This is a genomic window from Jejubacter calystegiae, from assembly GCF_005671395.1.
GTDB lineage: Bacteria > Pseudomonadota > Gammaproteobacteria > Enterobacterales > Enterobacteriaceae > Jejubacter > Jejubacter calystegiae.
Window position 1 is genome coordinate 261474 of the sequence record NZ_CP040428.1, and the last position, 17308, is coordinate 278781.

11 protein-coding genes are annotated in these 17308 nt (G+C 53.2%); 9 read left to right on the plus strand and 2 right to left on the minus strand.

From position 1 onward, the window contains the following. Positions 1 to 97: 97 nt before the first annotated feature. Complete coding sequence (locus tag FEM41_RS01040; RefSeq protein WP_241666604.1) at positions 98 to 1408, minus strand: TolC family outer membrane protein; 1311 nt, start codon at positions 1406 to 1408, stop codon at positions 98 to 100. A 903-nt stretch (positions 1409 to 2311) separates the two neighbouring features. Between FEM41_RS01040 and FEM41_RS01045 the strand changes: the two genes are divergently transcribed. The 7 genes from FEM41_RS01045 (at position 2312) to ruvX (ending at position 8027) form a co-directional block, all read left to right on the plus strand. Further along, on the plus strand, positions 2312 to 3706 hold the full coding sequence (locus tag FEM41_RS01045; protein WP_138093537.1) for a sugar porter family MFS transporter: 1395 nt from the start codon (positions 2312 to 2314) through the stop codon (positions 3704 to 3706). Positions 3707 to 3864: 158 nt separating this feature from the next. Then, positions 3865 to 4374 carry a SprT family zinc-dependent metalloprotease gene (locus tag FEM41_RS01050; RefSeq protein WP_138093541.1) on the plus strand — a complete coding sequence of 170 codons (510 nt, stop codon included), beginning with the start codon at positions 3865 to 3867 and terminating at the stop codon, positions 4372 to 4374. Between the two features lie 85 nt (positions 4375 to 4459). Beyond that, positions 4460 to 5173 (plus strand): deoxyribonuclease I, encoded by a 714-nt coding sequence (gene endA / locus FEM41_RS01055; protein WP_138093544.1) that lies wholly within the window; start codon positions 4460 to 4462, stop codon positions 5171 to 5173. 72 nt (positions 5174 to 5245) lie between these two features. Continuing rightward, on the plus strand, positions 5246 to 5977 hold the full coding sequence (gene rsmE, locus FEM41_RS01060; protein ID WP_138093547.1) for a 16S rRNA (uracil(1498)-N(3))-methyltransferase: 732 nt from the start codon (positions 5246 to 5248) through the stop codon (positions 5975 to 5977). A gap of 10 nt (positions 5978 to 5987) precedes the next feature. Next, on the plus strand, positions 5988 to 6935 hold the full coding sequence (gene gshB / locus FEM41_RS01065; RefSeq protein ID WP_138093550.1) for a glutathione synthase: 948 nt from the start codon (positions 5988 to 5990) through the stop codon (positions 6933 to 6935). A gap of 109 nt (positions 6936 to 7044) precedes the next feature. Next, positions 7045 to 7608, plus strand: coding sequence for a YqgE/AlgH family protein (locus FEM41_RS01070; RefSeq protein WP_138093553.1), 564 nt, complete (start codon positions 7045 to 7047; stop codon positions 7606 to 7608). Further along, on the plus strand, positions 7608 to 8027 hold the full coding sequence (gene ruvX, locus FEM41_RS01075) for a Holliday junction resolvase RuvX (protein ID WP_138093556.1): 420 nt from the start codon (positions 7608 to 7610) through the stop codon (positions 8025 to 8027). The genes FEM41_RS01070 and ruvX overlap by 1 nt, the downstream gene beginning before the upstream one ends. 110 nt (positions 8028 to 8137) lie before the next feature. Here the strand turns inward: ruvX and FEM41_RS01080 are convergent, their stop codons facing one another. After that, positions 8138 to 12871 carry an Ig-like domain-containing protein gene (locus FEM41_RS01080; protein ID WP_168198748.1) on the minus strand — a complete coding sequence of 1578 codons (4734 nt, stop codon included), beginning with the start codon at positions 12869 to 12871 and terminating at the stop codon, positions 8138 to 8140. Positions 12872 to 13882: 1011 nt separating this feature from the next. Here FEM41_RS01080 and FEM41_RS01085 point away from each other — a divergent pair. Continuing rightward, positions 13883 to 16081 (plus strand): type I secretion system permease/ATPase, encoded by a 2199-nt coding sequence (locus FEM41_RS01085; protein WP_138093562.1) that lies wholly within the window; start codon positions 13883 to 13885, stop codon positions 16079 to 16081. After that, the gene (locus FEM41_RS01090) at positions 16074 to 17306 is read left to right on the plus strand and encodes a beta-barrel domain-containing protein (RefSeq protein ID WP_138093565.1); all 1233 of its coding nucleotides are present in this window, start codon (positions 16074 to 16076) and stop codon (positions 17304 to 17306) included. Before FEM41_RS01085 ends, FEM41_RS01090 begins: the two co-directional genes overlap by 8 nt. Positions 17307 to 17308 lie beyond the last annotated feature (2 nt).

Here is a 17308-nt window from a genome sequence, read left to right on the forward strand (position 1 = left end):
TGCGTATATCCGTCCTGGATATATTTATCTTTTTTTGCGCAATGGGTGCCTCTGAGGCAATATCCACATTCCTTTAATTCCATTCCATGCAGGATGATTATCCTAAGTCTGGTAGCTGGTTTGCTGTGTTCTTCTGAATTCCCGCTAAAGGTAAAAGCGTATCGAGCGCCGCAGCATAATTAATTGCCGCCGCCCAGCCGTCATAATCGGCAGTAATACGTGAAGACGATGCCTGCCAGATATCCTGTTCCACGCTCAGCAGATCGCTAAGACTGCGGTGGCTAAGCTTATATTCGCTTTTATAGAGTTGACGGGTGCGCAGCGCATTTTCCAACTGCTGGCGCCCGGCCTGTTCACGGCCCTGAGCGCCCTGCCATTCCGCCAGCGCGACCGACGCTTTTTGCAGCACGTCGAACTTCGCCTGATTCACTTTAGAGAGCGCTTTCTGGCGCTCGCCTTGTGCCTGACGAACCCGGGCTGAGACGGCCCCACCCTGATACAGTGGAGCATCAACGCTTATTTGTACCTGGTCGTCCCAGTAGTTGCGGTTATCGGTCTGGTAGCGGGTGCGCCCGCCTTTCAGGCTGACCGTTGGCCAGCGATCGGACTTCGCCCGGCTGATCCCATAGCGGGAAGAGACTTCCAGAGACTCTGCGGCCAGTACCGAAGGAATACGTGAGTATTGGATGTTATCAAGCGGGGTCTGGTCATGAGCCAGCGCTGTCGGCATGGCGGAATACTGGCTGGCTTCCATCCCCGTCAGCACCCCCAGTCTGGCGCGGGCGCTACGCAGCGCGGCGCGATACTGCTGTTGGGTGGAGCGCATACCGGCAATGCGGGTTTCAGCCAGTAACGCGTCTGAACGAGAGCTCAGACCGGCGTCCGCGCGCAGGCTTACCATACGCAGAACATCCTGCAACGCATTGATATGCTGCTCCGCTGCCGCGTTGAGCTCGTCATAACGCTTCACCTCCGCATAGGCCAGCGCGGTCTCTTCCGCCACGCTGGTTAGCGTTGACATTAACTGGTAGCGATAGCTTTCCCGCTGGTTCTTCCGCTGATCGATGGCGTTGTTGGTTTTGCCAAAGTCGTAGATCAGCTGAGTCAGCGTTAGCCCCCAGACGGCAGAGCTGTTGAGCGAACCGCTGGAGTCCGTGCTTTCACTGTGTCCGGCGCTGCCACTCAGGGAAACCTGAGGGAACCAGGCGCTGCGCGCCTCATCAATCTGTGCCTGACCAATACCCAACTGCGCAGCCTGCTCGCCCACCGAAGGGTCGCGATCGAACGCAAACAGAATGCTCTCTTTTAACGTGACTGAACTGACGCGGGCCACGCCCGGGCCGCTGGCCCATTGCGGCAATGGTGCGGCAAAACCCGGAAGGGAAATCACAAGTACCAGCACAACCATCCTTGTTACAATGAAGCGTCCCATATACTCTCATCCCTATTACTGATACTGCTTACCCGATTTTGCAGTCATTCCTGAAGCGCCTTTTCTTTCGCCTTAGCTAATTTTGCTAAGAACTAAGAAATAACCAGGTTTCATTCCGAATAAGCGCCAGGCAGCGTTAACTCATCAGATCGCAATAAAGGCTAAGATTTGCTAACAAAAAAAATAGCCAAACGAATGTTGGAATAAGAAACTCCATTTAAAACACCAGTGGAATTCTAATTTCCAGACGGCAAGCCTTACAGGCTGCGCGCCCCACCAGGAATATTCTGCAAATTAACAGAAATTTCCCACTTACGATACGGCGCAACGTTAAATAATGGTTAAAACAAAGTGCAAATAATGCGATTACTTCAGAAAACTGACGAAATTTAAAGACAAGGCTCGTCCTAAAATCCTTATTCCATAAAGGGATAGCGCCTGATATGGGATGGACATTTTTGGGTTAATTACTGACGATATTTAACGCAAAGATTTTCAAATTTTTGTCGGGCAATTTTAACTTTGCCCTCTCTGTAGCACAGGATTGCTGCGGATAAGCAGAGCCTGGCCAATAACAAATCTTACTGACCTTTAAATTGTAATCGATTACACCCAATCCTGTTACTGACTCCCATCCTGACCTCTATCGGCCAGAAAAAACAGATGTCAAAGATTACATTCCCCTTCAGCATCATCCGAAATATTTCTTTCCTTAGGGAAAAAACTTAAATCAACCTTATGAAAATAAAGAATAATTACATACTGACATTTATTGACATTTATGTAACCGATTACACCTTCGTGATTGAAATCACATATTTTCACCTTCCCATTACCTACCCTTAACCCGTTACCTGATTAATCCAACCGGAGGGCGCTATGCCTGACAATAAAAAACAGCGGCACTCAAACAAAGTCATGACATTCTTTGTTTGCTTCCTTGCCGCACTGGCAGGTTTGCTGTTCGGGCTTGATATCGGCGTTATCGCCGGCGCCCTGCCGTTTATCTCTCAGGAGTTCCAGATAACTGCACACCAGCAGGAGTGGGTGGTCAGTTCAATGATGTTTGGCGCGGCAGTCGGCGCCGTGGGCAGCGGCTGGCTCTCTTTCCGCCTTGGGCGCAAATATAGTCTGATGATCGGCGCCGTGCTGTTTGTTATCGGCTCTCTGGCTTCAGCGCTGGCGCCAAACGTAGAGGTGCTGACCGTCTCCCGCGTTCTGCTGGGGCTGGCGGTGGGCGTCGCATCCTATACCGCGCCGCTCTATCTGTCCGAAATCGCGCCGGAGCGTATTCGCGGCAGTATGATTTCCATGTACCAGTTGATGATCACTATCGGTATTCTGGGCGCCTATCTTTCCGATACCGCCTTTAGCTATTCCGGCGAATGGCGCTGGATGCTGGGCGTCATCACCATTCCGGCGGCGCTATTGCTGATAGGTGTCTTCTTTCTGCCGGATAGCCCGCGCTGGTTTGCCGCGAAGCGCCGCTTTCACGACGCCGAGCGGGTGCTGACCCGCCTGCGTGATACCGGCGAAGAGGCCAGACGCGAGCTGGATGAGATCCGTGAGAGTCTTAAGGTGAAACAGAGCGGCTGGGCGCTGTTTAAAGAGAATCGTAATTTCCGCCGCGCAGTGTTTCTGGGCGTACTGCTCCAGGTGATGCAGCAGTTCACCGGGATGAACGTCATTATGTATTACGCGCCGAAGATTTTTGAGCTGGCGGGCTACAGCAACACGACCGAACAGATGTGGGGCACCGTGATTGTCGGCCTGACCAACGTGCTGGCCACCTTTATCGCCATCGGTCTGGTGGATCGCTGGGGCCGTAAACCGACCCTGATTCTGGGCTTCCTGGTGATGGCTATCGGTATGGGAACCCTGGGTACCATGATGAATGTGGGTATCGCCTCACCGTCTGCCCAGTACTTTGCGGTTGCGATGCTACTGATGTTTATCGTCGGCTTCGCCATGAGTGCCGGTCCGCTGATCTGGGTGCTGTGCTCGGAGATCCAGCCGCTGAAGGGGCGCGATTTCGGTATTACCTGCTCCACCGCCACCAACTGGATCGCCAATATGATCGTCGGGGCCACCTTCCTGACCATGCTCAACAGCCTGGGCAACGCCAACACCTTCTGGGTCTACGCGGGTCTGAACCTGTTCTTTATTATCCTGACCCTGGCGCTGGTGCCTGAAACCAAGCATATCTCTCTGGAGCATATCGAGCGTAACCTGATGAAAGGCCGCCCGCTGCGTGAGATCGGCGCCAGCGAATAATTGCGCTTTCAGCAGGAAAGGACGCGGCGGGGAGTGATTCCCGCCGCGTTTTTTTAAGGGTTAGCGTGACGATTTTGAAGACCTAAATCAGCAGAATATGATGATGTGATGGACCATTCACTTGCACCCACCGCCCAGCCCCACTATGCTCTGGCCCCATGAAAACCCCTCGCCTCCCCATCGCTCTACAACAGGCCGTTATGCGGTGCCTGCGGGAAAAATTACATCTGGCTAACCAGCGTCTGGGTCGCGACTATCCGGAACCCAGGGTGCTCTGGAACCAGCGCGGCACCTCGGCCGGAACGGCCTGGCTGGAGCAGTATGAGATCCGCCTGAACCCTGTATTGCTGATGGAAAACCAGCAGGCGTTTATTGATGAAGTGGTGCCCCACGAACTGGCGCATCTGCTGGTGTGGAAACGCTTTGGCCGGGTGGCCCCTCACGGCAAAGAGTGGAAGTGGATGATGGAGCAGGTGCTGGAGGTACCGGCCCGCCGCACTCACGCTTTTTCGACGCAGTCTCTGCCGCGTAAGACCTTTCCTTATCACTGCGGCTGCCAGCCGCACCAGCTTACCGTACGCCGCCATAACCGGGTGCTGCGCGGCGAAGCCGAATACCGCTGCGTACACTGCGGCCAGCTCTTACGTCCTGCGCCCTCAGCGGACTGATTTTCTGGAAATTTACCGATCTTACTGATTGCAACAAAGCGATGTCTGTTTCAGGATCCGTGCTCGTTTTGACACGGAGTTGAAGATGTATCGCAATATCGCTTTCGCGGCCGCCGCTGTCGCGCTCGGCACCGCCCTGTGGAGCGGCGCCAGCCAGGCGGCTATTACCAGTTTCACTAAGGCGAAAGCCGCCAGCGTAAAACTGAATGCTGACGCCCCCGGCACCTTCTATTGCGGGTGTAAAATCACCTGGAAAGGCAAAAAAGGCGAGCCGGATCTGGCCTCCTGCGGCTACCAGGTACGTAAGAATCAAAACCGCGCCTCACGCATTGAGTGGGAACACGTCATGCCCGCCTGGGAGTTCGGCCATCAGCGCCAGTGCTGGCAGAATGGCGGACGTAAGAACTGCAATAAAGACCCGGTGTACCGCAAGATAGAAACCGATCTGCATAACCTGCAGCCCGCCATCGGGGAAGTGAACGGCGATCGCAATAATTTCCAGTACAGTCAGTGGAATGGCGGCGAAGGCCAGTACGGCCAGTGCGCCATGAAAGTGGATTTTAAAGGTAAACGCGCTGAACCACCGCAGCAGGCTCGGGGCGCTATCGCCCGAACTTACTTCTATATGCGCGATACTTATCATATGCGCCTGTCGCGCCAGCAGACCCGGCTTTTCGAAGCCTGGGACAGGCTTTACCCCGTGACAACATGGGAGTGCGAGCGCGATGCGCGTATCGCCAGAATTCAGGGCAATCATAACCCCTGGGTGCTGAAAGCTTGCCAGCGGCAAAATGGCTAACCTACACTAGCAGCCAATTGTTAAACTGCGCGGCACCTTTGCGCGCACCTGCCAAACCGGACTGGAAACCCTATGCGTATACCCCGCATTTATCATCCTGAGCCTCTTCAGATCGACACAGAAATTGCCCTCAGCGACGATGCCGCTGGCCACGTGGGCCGGGTACTGCGCATGGGAGCGGGCCAGGCGCTGCAGTTGTTCGACGGCAGCAACCAGGTTTTTAACGCCACTATCACCGAAGCAGGCAAAAAGCGGGTAAGCGTTCAGGTGATTGACGCCACGACTGACGATCGCGAATCGCCCCTGAATTTGCATCTGGGTCAGGTGATGTCCCGGGGCGAAAAGATGGAATTCACCATACAGAAATCCATCGAACTGGGAGTAAATACCATTACCCCCCTGTTTTCGGAGCGCTGCGGGGTTAAACTCGATGAAGAGAGACTCGGGAAAAAACTTCAGCAGTGGCGTAAGATCGCTATCGCCGCCTGTGAACAGTGCGGCCGTAACCGGCTACCGGAGATCCGGCCCGCCATGACGCTTGAAGCCTGGTGCGTAGAGCCGGAAGAGGGTCTGAGACTTAACCTTCACCCGCGCGCCAGCCACAGTATCAATACCCTTCCTCTGCCCGTACAGCGTCTGCGGTTGCTAATTGGCCCGGAGGGAGGGCTATCAGCGGATGAGATAGCCATGACCGCGCGCCACGGCTTTACCGACATTCTGCTGGGCCCACGCGTTTTGCGTACAGAGACTACAGCACTGACTGCCATAACCGCACTTCAGGTCCGGTTCGGCGACCTGGGCTAAGGAGAAAATAATGATCAAGCTCGGCATCGTGATGGACCCCATCGCAACCATCAATATTAAGAAAGACACCAGCTTCGCTATGCTGCTGGAAGCCCAGCGCCGCGGCTATGAGCTGCACTATATGGAGATGAACGATCTCTTTCTGATCAATGGCGAAGCCCGCGCCCGTACCCGTAAGCTGAGCGTAGAGCAAAACTATGAGGCCTGGTATCAGTTTGGGGACGAGCAGGAGATTGGACTGGGCGAACTCGACGTGATCCTGATGCGTAAGGATCCGCCGTTCGACACCGAATTTATCTATGCCACCTACGCCCTGGAGCGCGCAGAAGAGCAGGGTACGCTCATCGTCAACAAGCCCCAGAGCCTGCGCGACTGCAACGAAAAGCTCTACACCGCCTGGTTCGCCGACCTGACGCCAGATACCCTGGTGACCCGCAGCCTGGCACAGATTAAAGCTTTCTGGCAAAAACATGGCGATATCATCCTTAAGCCTCTGGACGGCATGGGAGGCGCTTCCATCTTCCGGGTTAAAGAGGGCGATCCTAACCTGCCGGTGATTGTGGAAACCCTGACCGAACACGGCAGCCGTTACTGCATGGCACAGAACTACCTGCCCGCAATTAAAGATGGCGATAAGCGCGTGCTGGTGGTGGATGGCGAGCCGGTGCCTTACTGCCTGGCCCGTATTCCCCAGGGCGGCGAAACCCGCGGCAATCTGGCCGCTGGTGGCCGCGGCGAACCGCGCCCGCTCACCGAAAGCGACTGGGCCATTGCCCGCCGCGTGGCGCCAGAACTAAAAGCAAAGGGGCTAATTTTCGTGGGCCTGGATATCATTGGCGATCGCCTGACTGAAATTAACGTCACCAGCCCGACCTGCGTGCGCGAAATCGAAGCCGAATTCCCTGTTTCCATTACCGGAATGTTAATGGACGCCATTGAAAAGCGTCTGGCAAAATAAGATGCTGTAGGGCGCGCTGCTGGCGCGCCCTGTGTGTCATACCGGCCATGGCGCTTTTTGATAACGACGGGACATCGACTCCGTTCTAACCGGATATAAACGACTGACAATGAATTTACAGCACCACTTTCTTATTGCCATGCCTGGTCTGCAGGATCCCATGTTCAAACGTGCCGTGGTTTATATCTGCGAGCATAACGACGATGGGGCGATGGGCATTATTATCAATAAACCGCTGGAAAACCTGAACGTTGGGGAAGTTCTGGAAAAGCTGGAGATCGTGCCGGAACCGCGCGATCCGGCCATTCGTCTTGACCGCCCTGTGTTCCTTGGTGGCCCGCTGGCGGAGGATCGCGGCTTTATTCTGCACAGCCCGCCAGATATGTTCACCTCCAGCATTCTGATTAGCGACGCAACGGTTATCACCACTTCCCGTGACGTGCTGGAAACTCTGGGCACCCCGAAGCAGCCGAAGCAGTCGCTGGTTGCGCTGGGCTACTCCTCCTGGGAAAAAGGACAACTGGAAAGCGAGATTCTGGATAACGCCTGGCTGACGGCCCCGGCGGATCCCGCCCTGTTATTCCAGACCCCCATCGCCGATCGCTGGCGCGATGCGGCAAAGCTGATCGGCGTGGATATCTTCACCATGCCAGGCGTTGCGGGACACGCCTGATGGCTTCAGGAACCCTGCTGGCTTTCGACTTCGGCACCAAAAGCATCGGCGTGGCCGTAGGGCAAAGCATTACCGGCACCGCCCGCCCGCTGGGGGCGCTAAAGGCCCGGGACGGCATTCCCGACTGGGCGGCGCTGGAGCGCCTGCTTAAGGAGTGGCAGCCCGACGAGGTGATTGTCGGCCTGCCGCTTAATATGGACGGCAGCGAACAACCGCTGACCGCCCGGGCGCGCAAATTCGCCAACCGGCTTCATGGCCGCTTCGGCGTTCCGGTAACGCTCCACGACGAGCGGCTCACCACCGTAGAGGCCCGTGCGGACCTGTTCAGTCACGGCGGTTACCGGGCGCTGGATAAAGGCAGCGTCGATTCCGCCTCGGCAGTAGTGATTCTGGAAAGCTGGTTCGAACGGCAGGACTGAAAAGCGTTATGCGGCGACCAGACTCAGAATGAGTCCCATACCTGCATAAAAAAATAAGGGCACAGCGTATTATTACGCCGTGCCCTTTACCTTTATGGCTGATTAAAGCATTACAGGATGGTTACGTGAATGCGATCTTCGATCTGCACCTCCGATTGCCCACTGCTCTGATAGGTCTGATAAACGGTGCCATCGATGGTGACGGTACCATTATCGTGCCAGTTTTCAGCGCCGCCGGTTAACTCGACGTTACCGTTTTCTCCGGTAACGGTGAGTGTGGCTTGCCCACCATTTTCGTCGTTGGCCAGTGTGTTGAGCTGCTGGCTATTTACTGTCAGCGTGCTATTGCCGTCAGACATATCCAGGGCGTGCCCCTCCTTCAGTACAGAGGTCAGACTCGCCAGATCGATCGTCTGATGATCGCCATCAAGCACATAAGGATGATGATTATCGCCTTCATCGTTAAAAGCCCAGGCAGAAGGAACGGCATTCGGGAAGGGATGCTTGTTATAAATCACAGAGACCGAACCGCAATTAACGTCGGGATTATTTTCCCCGCCCGGAATTCCGTCAGCACCATTCGCCCCGACGATAATATCAGGGCGACCATCTCCATTGATATCTGCAACGTCAAAATCGGATCCGAATCGACCGTTGACGACGCTCCCCCAGTGAACCTCTGCCAGGTTATTTTCCAGCAATTGATCAATACGAACTTCATTGTTTGAATCAAGAAGTTTATTGATATCATCTATATGGCCACCATAAACGACATATACAGCACCAACACTTTGACCTTCGCTATTCGTCGCTAAAGGATCGCTAATAATCAGATCGGGAATACCATCCCCATCGATATCATGTCCTCCCAAAATACGACTGCCAAAACTTTGAGCACCATTATGGATTTTATCCGTGGCGTTCTCTGCTTTTAAACCCGTAATACCAAAACCACTATCACTGGCCATATGAGACTGCGCTGTAGTGCCAACGGTCAATGCCCCATTATTGCCAATGGTAGCACCACCCTTAATGATCCAAACTTTTCCGACGCCGCTATCCAGAGGCGAAGCAATGGCGAAATCATAAGCGGCATCACCGTTGTGGTAAAAATCGCCTAACGCGGCAGTCACTTTATCACTCGGTTGCCACTCCCAGGTGGTACCACCACCTTCGAGGATGGCATCAGGGCTTGGATTACCCAGCTGCGCGCCAGTACTGATATTACTGATTTTGACTATCTGTTCAGGCGACAGATCGCTTACCGATATAGAATCGTTAAACCCGTTTTCGCTACCATACAGAAGATAGGCGGCCCCATTTAGCTGCCCATTAACGTTGGCATAGCTATCAAGAATGAGCAGATCATCAAAACCATCACCGTTAACGTCACCGAGGTTAATAGAATTAGTGCCAAAGTTATAATTCATATCTCCCGCAGCGGCGTCTTCATGGTGAATATACCCGTACTCTCCTTCCGCAAGTCCTGATTTCTCATCGGGTACCCAGGTTCCACCGGGACCTTCTGCCGTGGCGGTAAGTTTGATATTCCCCCAGTCGCTATTTGGCTTATCTTTATTGCCATACAGAACAAAGACACCACCTCGTTCATCGGTAGCACCGCTGATATCGCCAATCAGAAGATCGTCGATACCATCGCCATTATAATCATAGGCAGAAACGTTATAACCAAACCAGCCATTGTCACCAGAATTGATAACGAAACCCAGCTCGGGATGCAGACCTTTATCTATATCATTAAGGTCGATATTTCCTGAAATATCGTCGCCTCCCCAAATAACATAAACTTTATCATTAATATGGGAACCAATAATAAGCTCCGGCTTTCCATCACCATTCAGGTCGGCTTTGGTGATAGTGTGAGCCATGCGATCGCTTTCAACGCCCCCCACCTGGCCATTACTCGCCCCCGTACCTGAATTATAAATTCGGACACCGGCTTCCGGATGCTCATCAAGCAACGCTTTGATATTGCCATACTGCGACATCATTTCGCTATAACCACCGCGAATAACATAAACAATGCCGCTATCGTTGCTGACGCCGTAAGAGTCAAAGGGGGCGCTAATCGCAATATCGTCACCACCAGAACCGCTAAAGTCACCGACATTCTCCACGACGGTACCAAAGTGAACAGCACCAGCGCCCTTACCGTTTACATTTCCCTCATCATATCCATATAAAGGGGCCTCAGGATTAATGGTGACCGTCGCGCTATTACTTCCAGCACTGATATTTCCGGCCGCATCGGTGGCCGTCGCCGTCAGGGTATGCTCACCGTCCGCCAGGGCTTGATCGTCCGGCACCGTAAAGTTCCAGTGACCGTCGGCGTCTGCCGTGGTGGTGCCCAGTACGTTATCGCCGTCCCGGATCGTCACGGTGCTTCCCGCTTCTGCGGTACCGTTCAGCGTCGGGGTTTCGTTACCTGTCAGCGCGGGGCCAGTGAGGGTCGGCGCTTCCGGCGCAACACTGTCCACGCCAATCGCCACACCCTGGCTCTTACCGCTGGTGTTTCCTGCCGCATCGGTGGCCGTCGCCGTCAGGGTATGACTGCCGTCCGCCAGGGCTTTATCGTCCGGCACCGTAAACTGCCAGTGACCGTCGGCGTCTGCCGTGGTGGTGCCCAGTACGTTGTCGCCGTCCCGGATTGTCACGGTGCTTCCCGCCTCTGCGGTACCGCTCAGTGCCGGGGTTTTATCGTGAGTCGCTGCCGGACCGGTGAGGGTCGGCGCTTCCGGTGCAGCGCTGTCCACGCCGATGGCCACAGCTCCACTCGTAGCGCTGGTGTTTCCTGCCGCATCGGTGGCCGTCGCCGTCAGGGTATGGCTGCCGTCCGCCAGGGCTTTATCGTCCGGCACCGTAAAGTTCCAGTGACCGTCAGCGTCTGCCGTGGTGGTGCCCAGCACGCTGTCACCGTCCCGGATCGTCACGGTGCATCCCGCTTCTGCGGTACCGCTCAGTGCCGGGGTTTTATCGTGAGTCGCTGCCGGACCGGTAATGGTCGGCGCTTCCGGTGCAATGCTGTCCACGCCAATCGCCACAGCCCCACTCGTAGCGCTGGTGTTTCCTGCCGCATCGGTGGCCGTCGCCGTCAGGGTATGGCTGCCGTCCGCCAGGGCTTTATCGTCCGGCACCGTAAACTGCCAGTGACCGTCGGCGTCTGCCGTGGTGGTGCCCAGTACGTTATCGCCGTCCCGGATCGTCACGGTGCTTCCCGCTTCTGCGGTACCGCTCAGTGCCGGGGTTTTATCGTGAGTCGCTGCCGGACCGGTGAGGGTCGGCGTTTCCGGCATGACGCTATTCACACCGACGTACACACCGTCGCTCGTACTACTGGTGTTCCCGGCCGCATCGGTGGCCGTCGCCGTCAGGGTATAGTCGCCGTCCGCCAGCGCCTTGTCGTCCGGCACCGTAAACTGCCAGTGACCGTCGGCGTCTGCCGTGGTGGTGCCCAGTACACTGTCGCCGTCCCGGATCGTCACGGTGCTTCCCGCTTCTGCGGTACCGCTCAGCGTGGGAGTGGTGTCACCGGTGATTAGAGGATGGGTGAGAATGGTCGGCGCTTCCGGCGCAGCGCTGTCCACGCCGATGGCCACAGCCCCACTCGTAGCGCTGGTGTTTCCTGTCGCATCGGTGGCCGTCGCCGTCAGGGTATGGCTGCCGTCCGCCAGGGCTTTATCGTCCGGCACCGTAAACTGCCAGTGACCGCCGGCGTCTGCCGTGGTGGTGCCCAGCACGTTGTCGCCGTCCCGGATTGTCACGGTGCTTCCCGCCTCTGCGGTACCGCTCAGTGCCGGGGTTTTATCGTGAGTCGCTGCCGGACCGGTAATAGTCGGGGCCTCCGGCGCAATGCTGTCCACGCCGATGGCCACAGCCCCACTCGTAGCGCTGGTGTTTCCGGCCGCATCGGTGGCCGTCGCCGTCAGGGTATGGCTGCCGTCCGCCAGCGACTTGTCGTCCGGTACCGTAAACTGCCAGTGACCGCCGGCGTCTGCCGTGGTGGTGCCCAGCACGTTGTCGCCGTCCCGGATTGTCACGCTGCTTCCCGCCTCTGCGGTACCGCTCAGTGCCGGGGTTTTATCGTGAGTCGCTGCCGGACCGGTAATAGTCGGGGCCTCCGGCGCAATGCTGTCCACGCCGATGGCCACAGCCCCACTCGTAGCGCTGGTGTTTCCGGCCGCATCGGTGGCCGTCGCCGTCAGGGTATGGCTGCCGTCCGCCAGGACTTTATCGTCCGGCACCGTAAAGTTCCAGTGACCGTCGGCGTCTGCCGTGGTGGTGCCCAGCACGCTGTCGCCGTCCCGGATCGTCACGGTGCTTCCCGCTTCCGCCGTTCCGTTCAGCGTCGGGGTTTCGTTACCTGTCAGCGCGGGGCCAGTGAGGGCCGGCGCTTCCGGCGCAACACTGTCCACGCCAATCGCCACACCCTGGCTCCTGCCGCTGGTGTTTCCGGCCGCATCGGTGGCCGTCGCCGTCAGGGTATGGCTGCCGTCCGCCAGCGCCTTATCACCGGGAACCGTAAACTGCCAGTGCCCCTCAGAATCTGCTGTGGTAGTGCCCAGCACACTGTCGCCGTCCCGGATCGTCACGGTGCTTCCCGCTTCCGCGGTACCGCTCAGCGCCGGTGTAATATCACCAGATTCAGCAGAGACGATAATAGTCGGTGTACCCGGTGATGCAGTATCCCCGTTATTATCGACACCGTCTTTCCCCTGCGAATAACTATTATTGCCAGCATCACTGTGACCGCCATTATGGTGACTTTGTGCCGCTGCAATACCAACCCCGCCGGCAATGGCCGCTAAACCGCCAAGAGCAGCCAACCCGCTGGTCCCTAAAATCCCCCCCAACAGCCCGTCATGATCATGACTGTCATTCTCTTTAACAGAATTATCGGTTGAGCCTTCACTCTCTATTGACGCAGCAGCGACTGGTTCATCGGATAACAGAACTGTAGAGGATTCGCCATCCGTTAAACTCGCTGCAAGTGAGGAATCACCGGAAGAAATATAGCTATAACGATCCCCCTGGTCATCCATGGCATAAATATTAGAAGGAGGCTCTTTTAAAAAATAATCTTCAATAATGGCCACCGGATGGTCAATATCTTCAGAAAAAATCTCCAAAGCTGCGCCATGGCGAACAAACCGCAGGTTTTTTATTACCTCAGCATCCTCTCCACTTTTTAGAATGATATCACCCTTCTCAGGAGCATGAATTATCAACCGGGTTAACGGTTCGATTTTAACTATAGTGTTATTTTTACTATCAGAAATATATTTCAAACTGGTCAATTTATTTCCTGTGAGTGATGTTACCGTCATAATTACGCCCTGGACTGTGTTATTTCGCCGCCTGGTTACAAGAGATATGCGTCACGCACTACACAATACAGGAACATATAGCACGTATCTCCCCCAATAAAATACCCACTGCAAAGTGGTGAATAAAATCCTAATAAAAAAACAAACAAAGGCATATGCTACCAAATTGATATATGAATGATAAAAACCTGATGCATCACCCACCGCAAGAAACGAAATCGGCAAGAACACACGCAACATATTGAAAATAAAGCAAAATTAAATTATAAGCTTTTATCACAACTGAATATGAACTCGATTATAGATATCACAACCGCTTTTACTTTAACATCTCTCCCATATTCATGGCCAAATAATAAAGCCAGTTCTGGCAAGCTATCTCATACATGAAGAAAGAAGTTTTTATTTAATTAAGGAAATTGATACTTTTTTGCATTTCAATACTGACAGAATTCATCCTGTTGGTAAGTATAGCGAAATTAATGACATCATAGATTGAATGGATTTATTATGAAAGAAATCAACAACCTTGTATCTTCCAATGATACAGGGAAAGATACTCTATTATGTTCTGTCATCTGGTTAGCCAACCGACATGGCAAAACCTCAAGCCAGGATGTATTATATGCAGGCTTACCTAAAGGTAATAAACTCACACCAGAAATTGCTGTAAGAATGCTTGAGCAGGTTGGTATTCATGCGGGATGGGTAGAAAGGCAGGTGTTAACGCTGTCGGATAATCTTTTTCCTGTTATTATTGCAAACAAATCAGGTCAGTACTCTATTCTATTGCAAAGAGAGAACACCGATAAATATACACTACTGAATCCTGCCACAGAGGAACTGGTACATATCTCAGCAGATGAACTGGTTAAACAGTACGCCGGGTTTTTATTACTTTCAAAAGTAAAATTATATCAAAGCGCCCGGTCCGAAGATGATATTCTGCCGAATGTTGACAAATCGGGCCACTGGCTTTTTGCTAATCTCTGGCGTTATCGTCAATATTTTTATAGCGCGGCGCTGGCCGCCGTGCTGGCCAACGTACTGACACTGTCGACGACGTTCTTTACTATGAATGTCTATGATCGGGTCGTACCTACTGCAGCTTATTCTACGCTCTGGTCATTAGCCATTGGTGTATTGATCGCCATTAGTTTTGAATTTACTTCCCGACAGATCAGAACCTATCTTGTCGATGTCGCCGGAAAAAAGGCCGATCTGTTGGTTGGCTCCAGGCTATTTCGTAAGACACTATCAATCCGTATGGAATGCAAACCAGGTTCCGCGGGTTCTTTCGCTAATCAGTTACGCGAATTTGAGTCGGTAAGGGATTTCATCTCATCAGCAACGCTGGCCACCCTGTCCGACCTGCCTTTTTGCCTGCTTTTTCTCGGCGTTATGTTCATGATTGGCGGTCAGTTGGCCATTATTCCTCTGCTGGCAATTCCGGTCATTATTATCGCAGGCATCGCCATCCAGTGGCCCCTGTCGCGCTGTATGAAAGAAAACATCAGCGAGATTTCACAGAAGCAGGGACTGGTTATCGAGACTATCGTCGGACTGGAGACGCTTAAGGCTTCAAAAGGCGAAGGGGTGATGCAAAAACGCTGGGACGATTTCAGCGCTCTGGCGGCCGCCTCCTCAATGAAAACGCGTTATCTTTCCAACCTGACCAGTAACTTTGTTAGCTATGTCCAGCAGATATGTACCGTCCTGACCGTGGTATGGGGCGTTTATCTCATTCATGCGGGTGATATGACAATGGGCGCACTGGTTGGCATGGTGATTCTCTCTGGTCGTTTACTATCACCATTGGCCGCTGTTGTGGGCCTGGCTATTCGCTTTCAACAGGCTAAAACCGCACTACAGTCATTAAATCAGCTGATGAAACTACCCAGCGAGCGGGATAAGCAGGCGCAGTTTTTACCGGTACCGCCGCTAAAGGGCGACCTTCAAATGAGAAAAGTCAGCTTTCATTACCCTAAAACCGGTCCTCAGGATCCACCGCGGATATTACATCCGCTGGACCTACAATTCCGTCCTGGCGAGCGGGTCGCCATTCTGGGAAATATTGGCAGCGGAAAATCCACGCTGTTAAAGATTCTGGCTCGCCTTTATATACCAACCGAAGGACAGATGACCATGGATGGACTGGATGTAAACCAGATTGATCCGGCTGACTGGCGTTCCGTATGCGGATATGTCTGCCAGGAAAGTCGTTTATTTCAGGGTACCCTTCGACAAAATATAACCATAGGAAATCCTGCCGTCAGCACTGAACATTTTCTGAAGGTGACGCAAATGACCGGGATTGATGTGATTGCCCAGCGCCATCCGGCAGGGTATGACATGCCGATAGGGGAAATGGGCCAGGGTCTTTCAGGCGGCCAACAGCAACAAATCTCACTGGCCAGATGTTTACTACTGAACCCTGAAATTTTATTGATGGATGAGCCAACCAGCTCAATGGATGCAGCATCAGAAGCTCGCTTTATTAAGCAACTTAAAGACATTACGCAGAATAAAACGCTGATTATTGTGACACATAGAACGGCAGTTCTGAGTATCGTCGATCGCATTATTGTATTGGATCAAGGAAAAATTATTGCCGATGGCCCCAAAGCTCTCATTCTGGCGAGATTGAATCACCTACAGCATCCTCTTGCCGCCGTAAATAAACAGCCCAGGGAGGCAGTAAATGCATAATAAAATAACGCCGCAGACCAGACTGCAAGCGACAGATATGCAATTTCTGGACGATTTACATAGTGCAATTATTATGCAAAAAACGCCCAAAAGTTCCCTGGTCCTGTGGCTGATGCTGGTCATCGTTATCACCATTCTGTGTTGGGCACATTTTGCTATCGTTGAGGAGATAACAAAAGGTGATGCCAAAGTTATTCCCGCCAGCCATGAACAGGTCATTGAAAGTTTTGAAGATGGCACACTAGAAAAGCTCTTTGTAAAAGAAGGCGATCTGGTCGATAAAGGTCAGCCGCTGATCAAACTGGACACTACCCGGGCAGAAGCCAGCTATCAGGAAGAACTCTCAAAGGTGTACGGTTTAAAAGGGGCAATTTCCCGGGCTCGCGCAGAAGCCTACGATCTGCCGCTGGAATTTCCGGCAGAAATAAAAAACTTCCACACCATAGTCCAGGATGAAACTAAAGCCTGGCATACGCGACGTAAGCTGCTAAATGAGAGCATTAATGCCCTGTCACATAATCTTCGTCTGGCAGAAAAGGAAGTAAGCCTTTCCGATCCTCTGGCGAAACAGGGCCTGATTTCTGATATGGAGATCCTTCGCCTGCGTCGTCAGGCCAATGATTTTCGCTTACAGATTGCCGACCGCATCAACAAGTATCATTCAGATGCCAATAGTGAGTTAACCCGTCTCGAATCTGAGTTAGCTCAGGCCGAAGCACGCCTGATTGGGCGTAAAGATGTCATTAAACAATCCCTGATTACGGCACCGGTTAGAGGGACAATTAATAGTATTAATGCTACGACGATCGATGGTGTTATTTCACGTGGTAAACAGCTTATGTCACTGATTCCATCTGAAGATAATCTACTGTTGGAAACCAAGATCAAACCATCTGAGGTGGCATTTTTACGTCCCGGTCTCCCGGCAACGGTAAAAATATCAGCCTATGACTTCTCTATTTATGGAGGACTGGATGGAATTGTCGAAAGCATTAGTCCCGACACGATAATTGATGAAGCTAAAGCACGCTCGGGCCGCGAGGATTCCACATATTATCGGGTATATATCAGAACTTATGGTTCTAATCTGAAAGTCAAAGGTAAAGAATTCCCTATCATTCCGGGAATGACAGCGAATGTAGAGATAAAAATCGGAGAGAAAACGATTCTATCCTACCTTCTCAAACCTGTATTAAAAGCACGCGAAGCATTCCGGGAAAGATAACA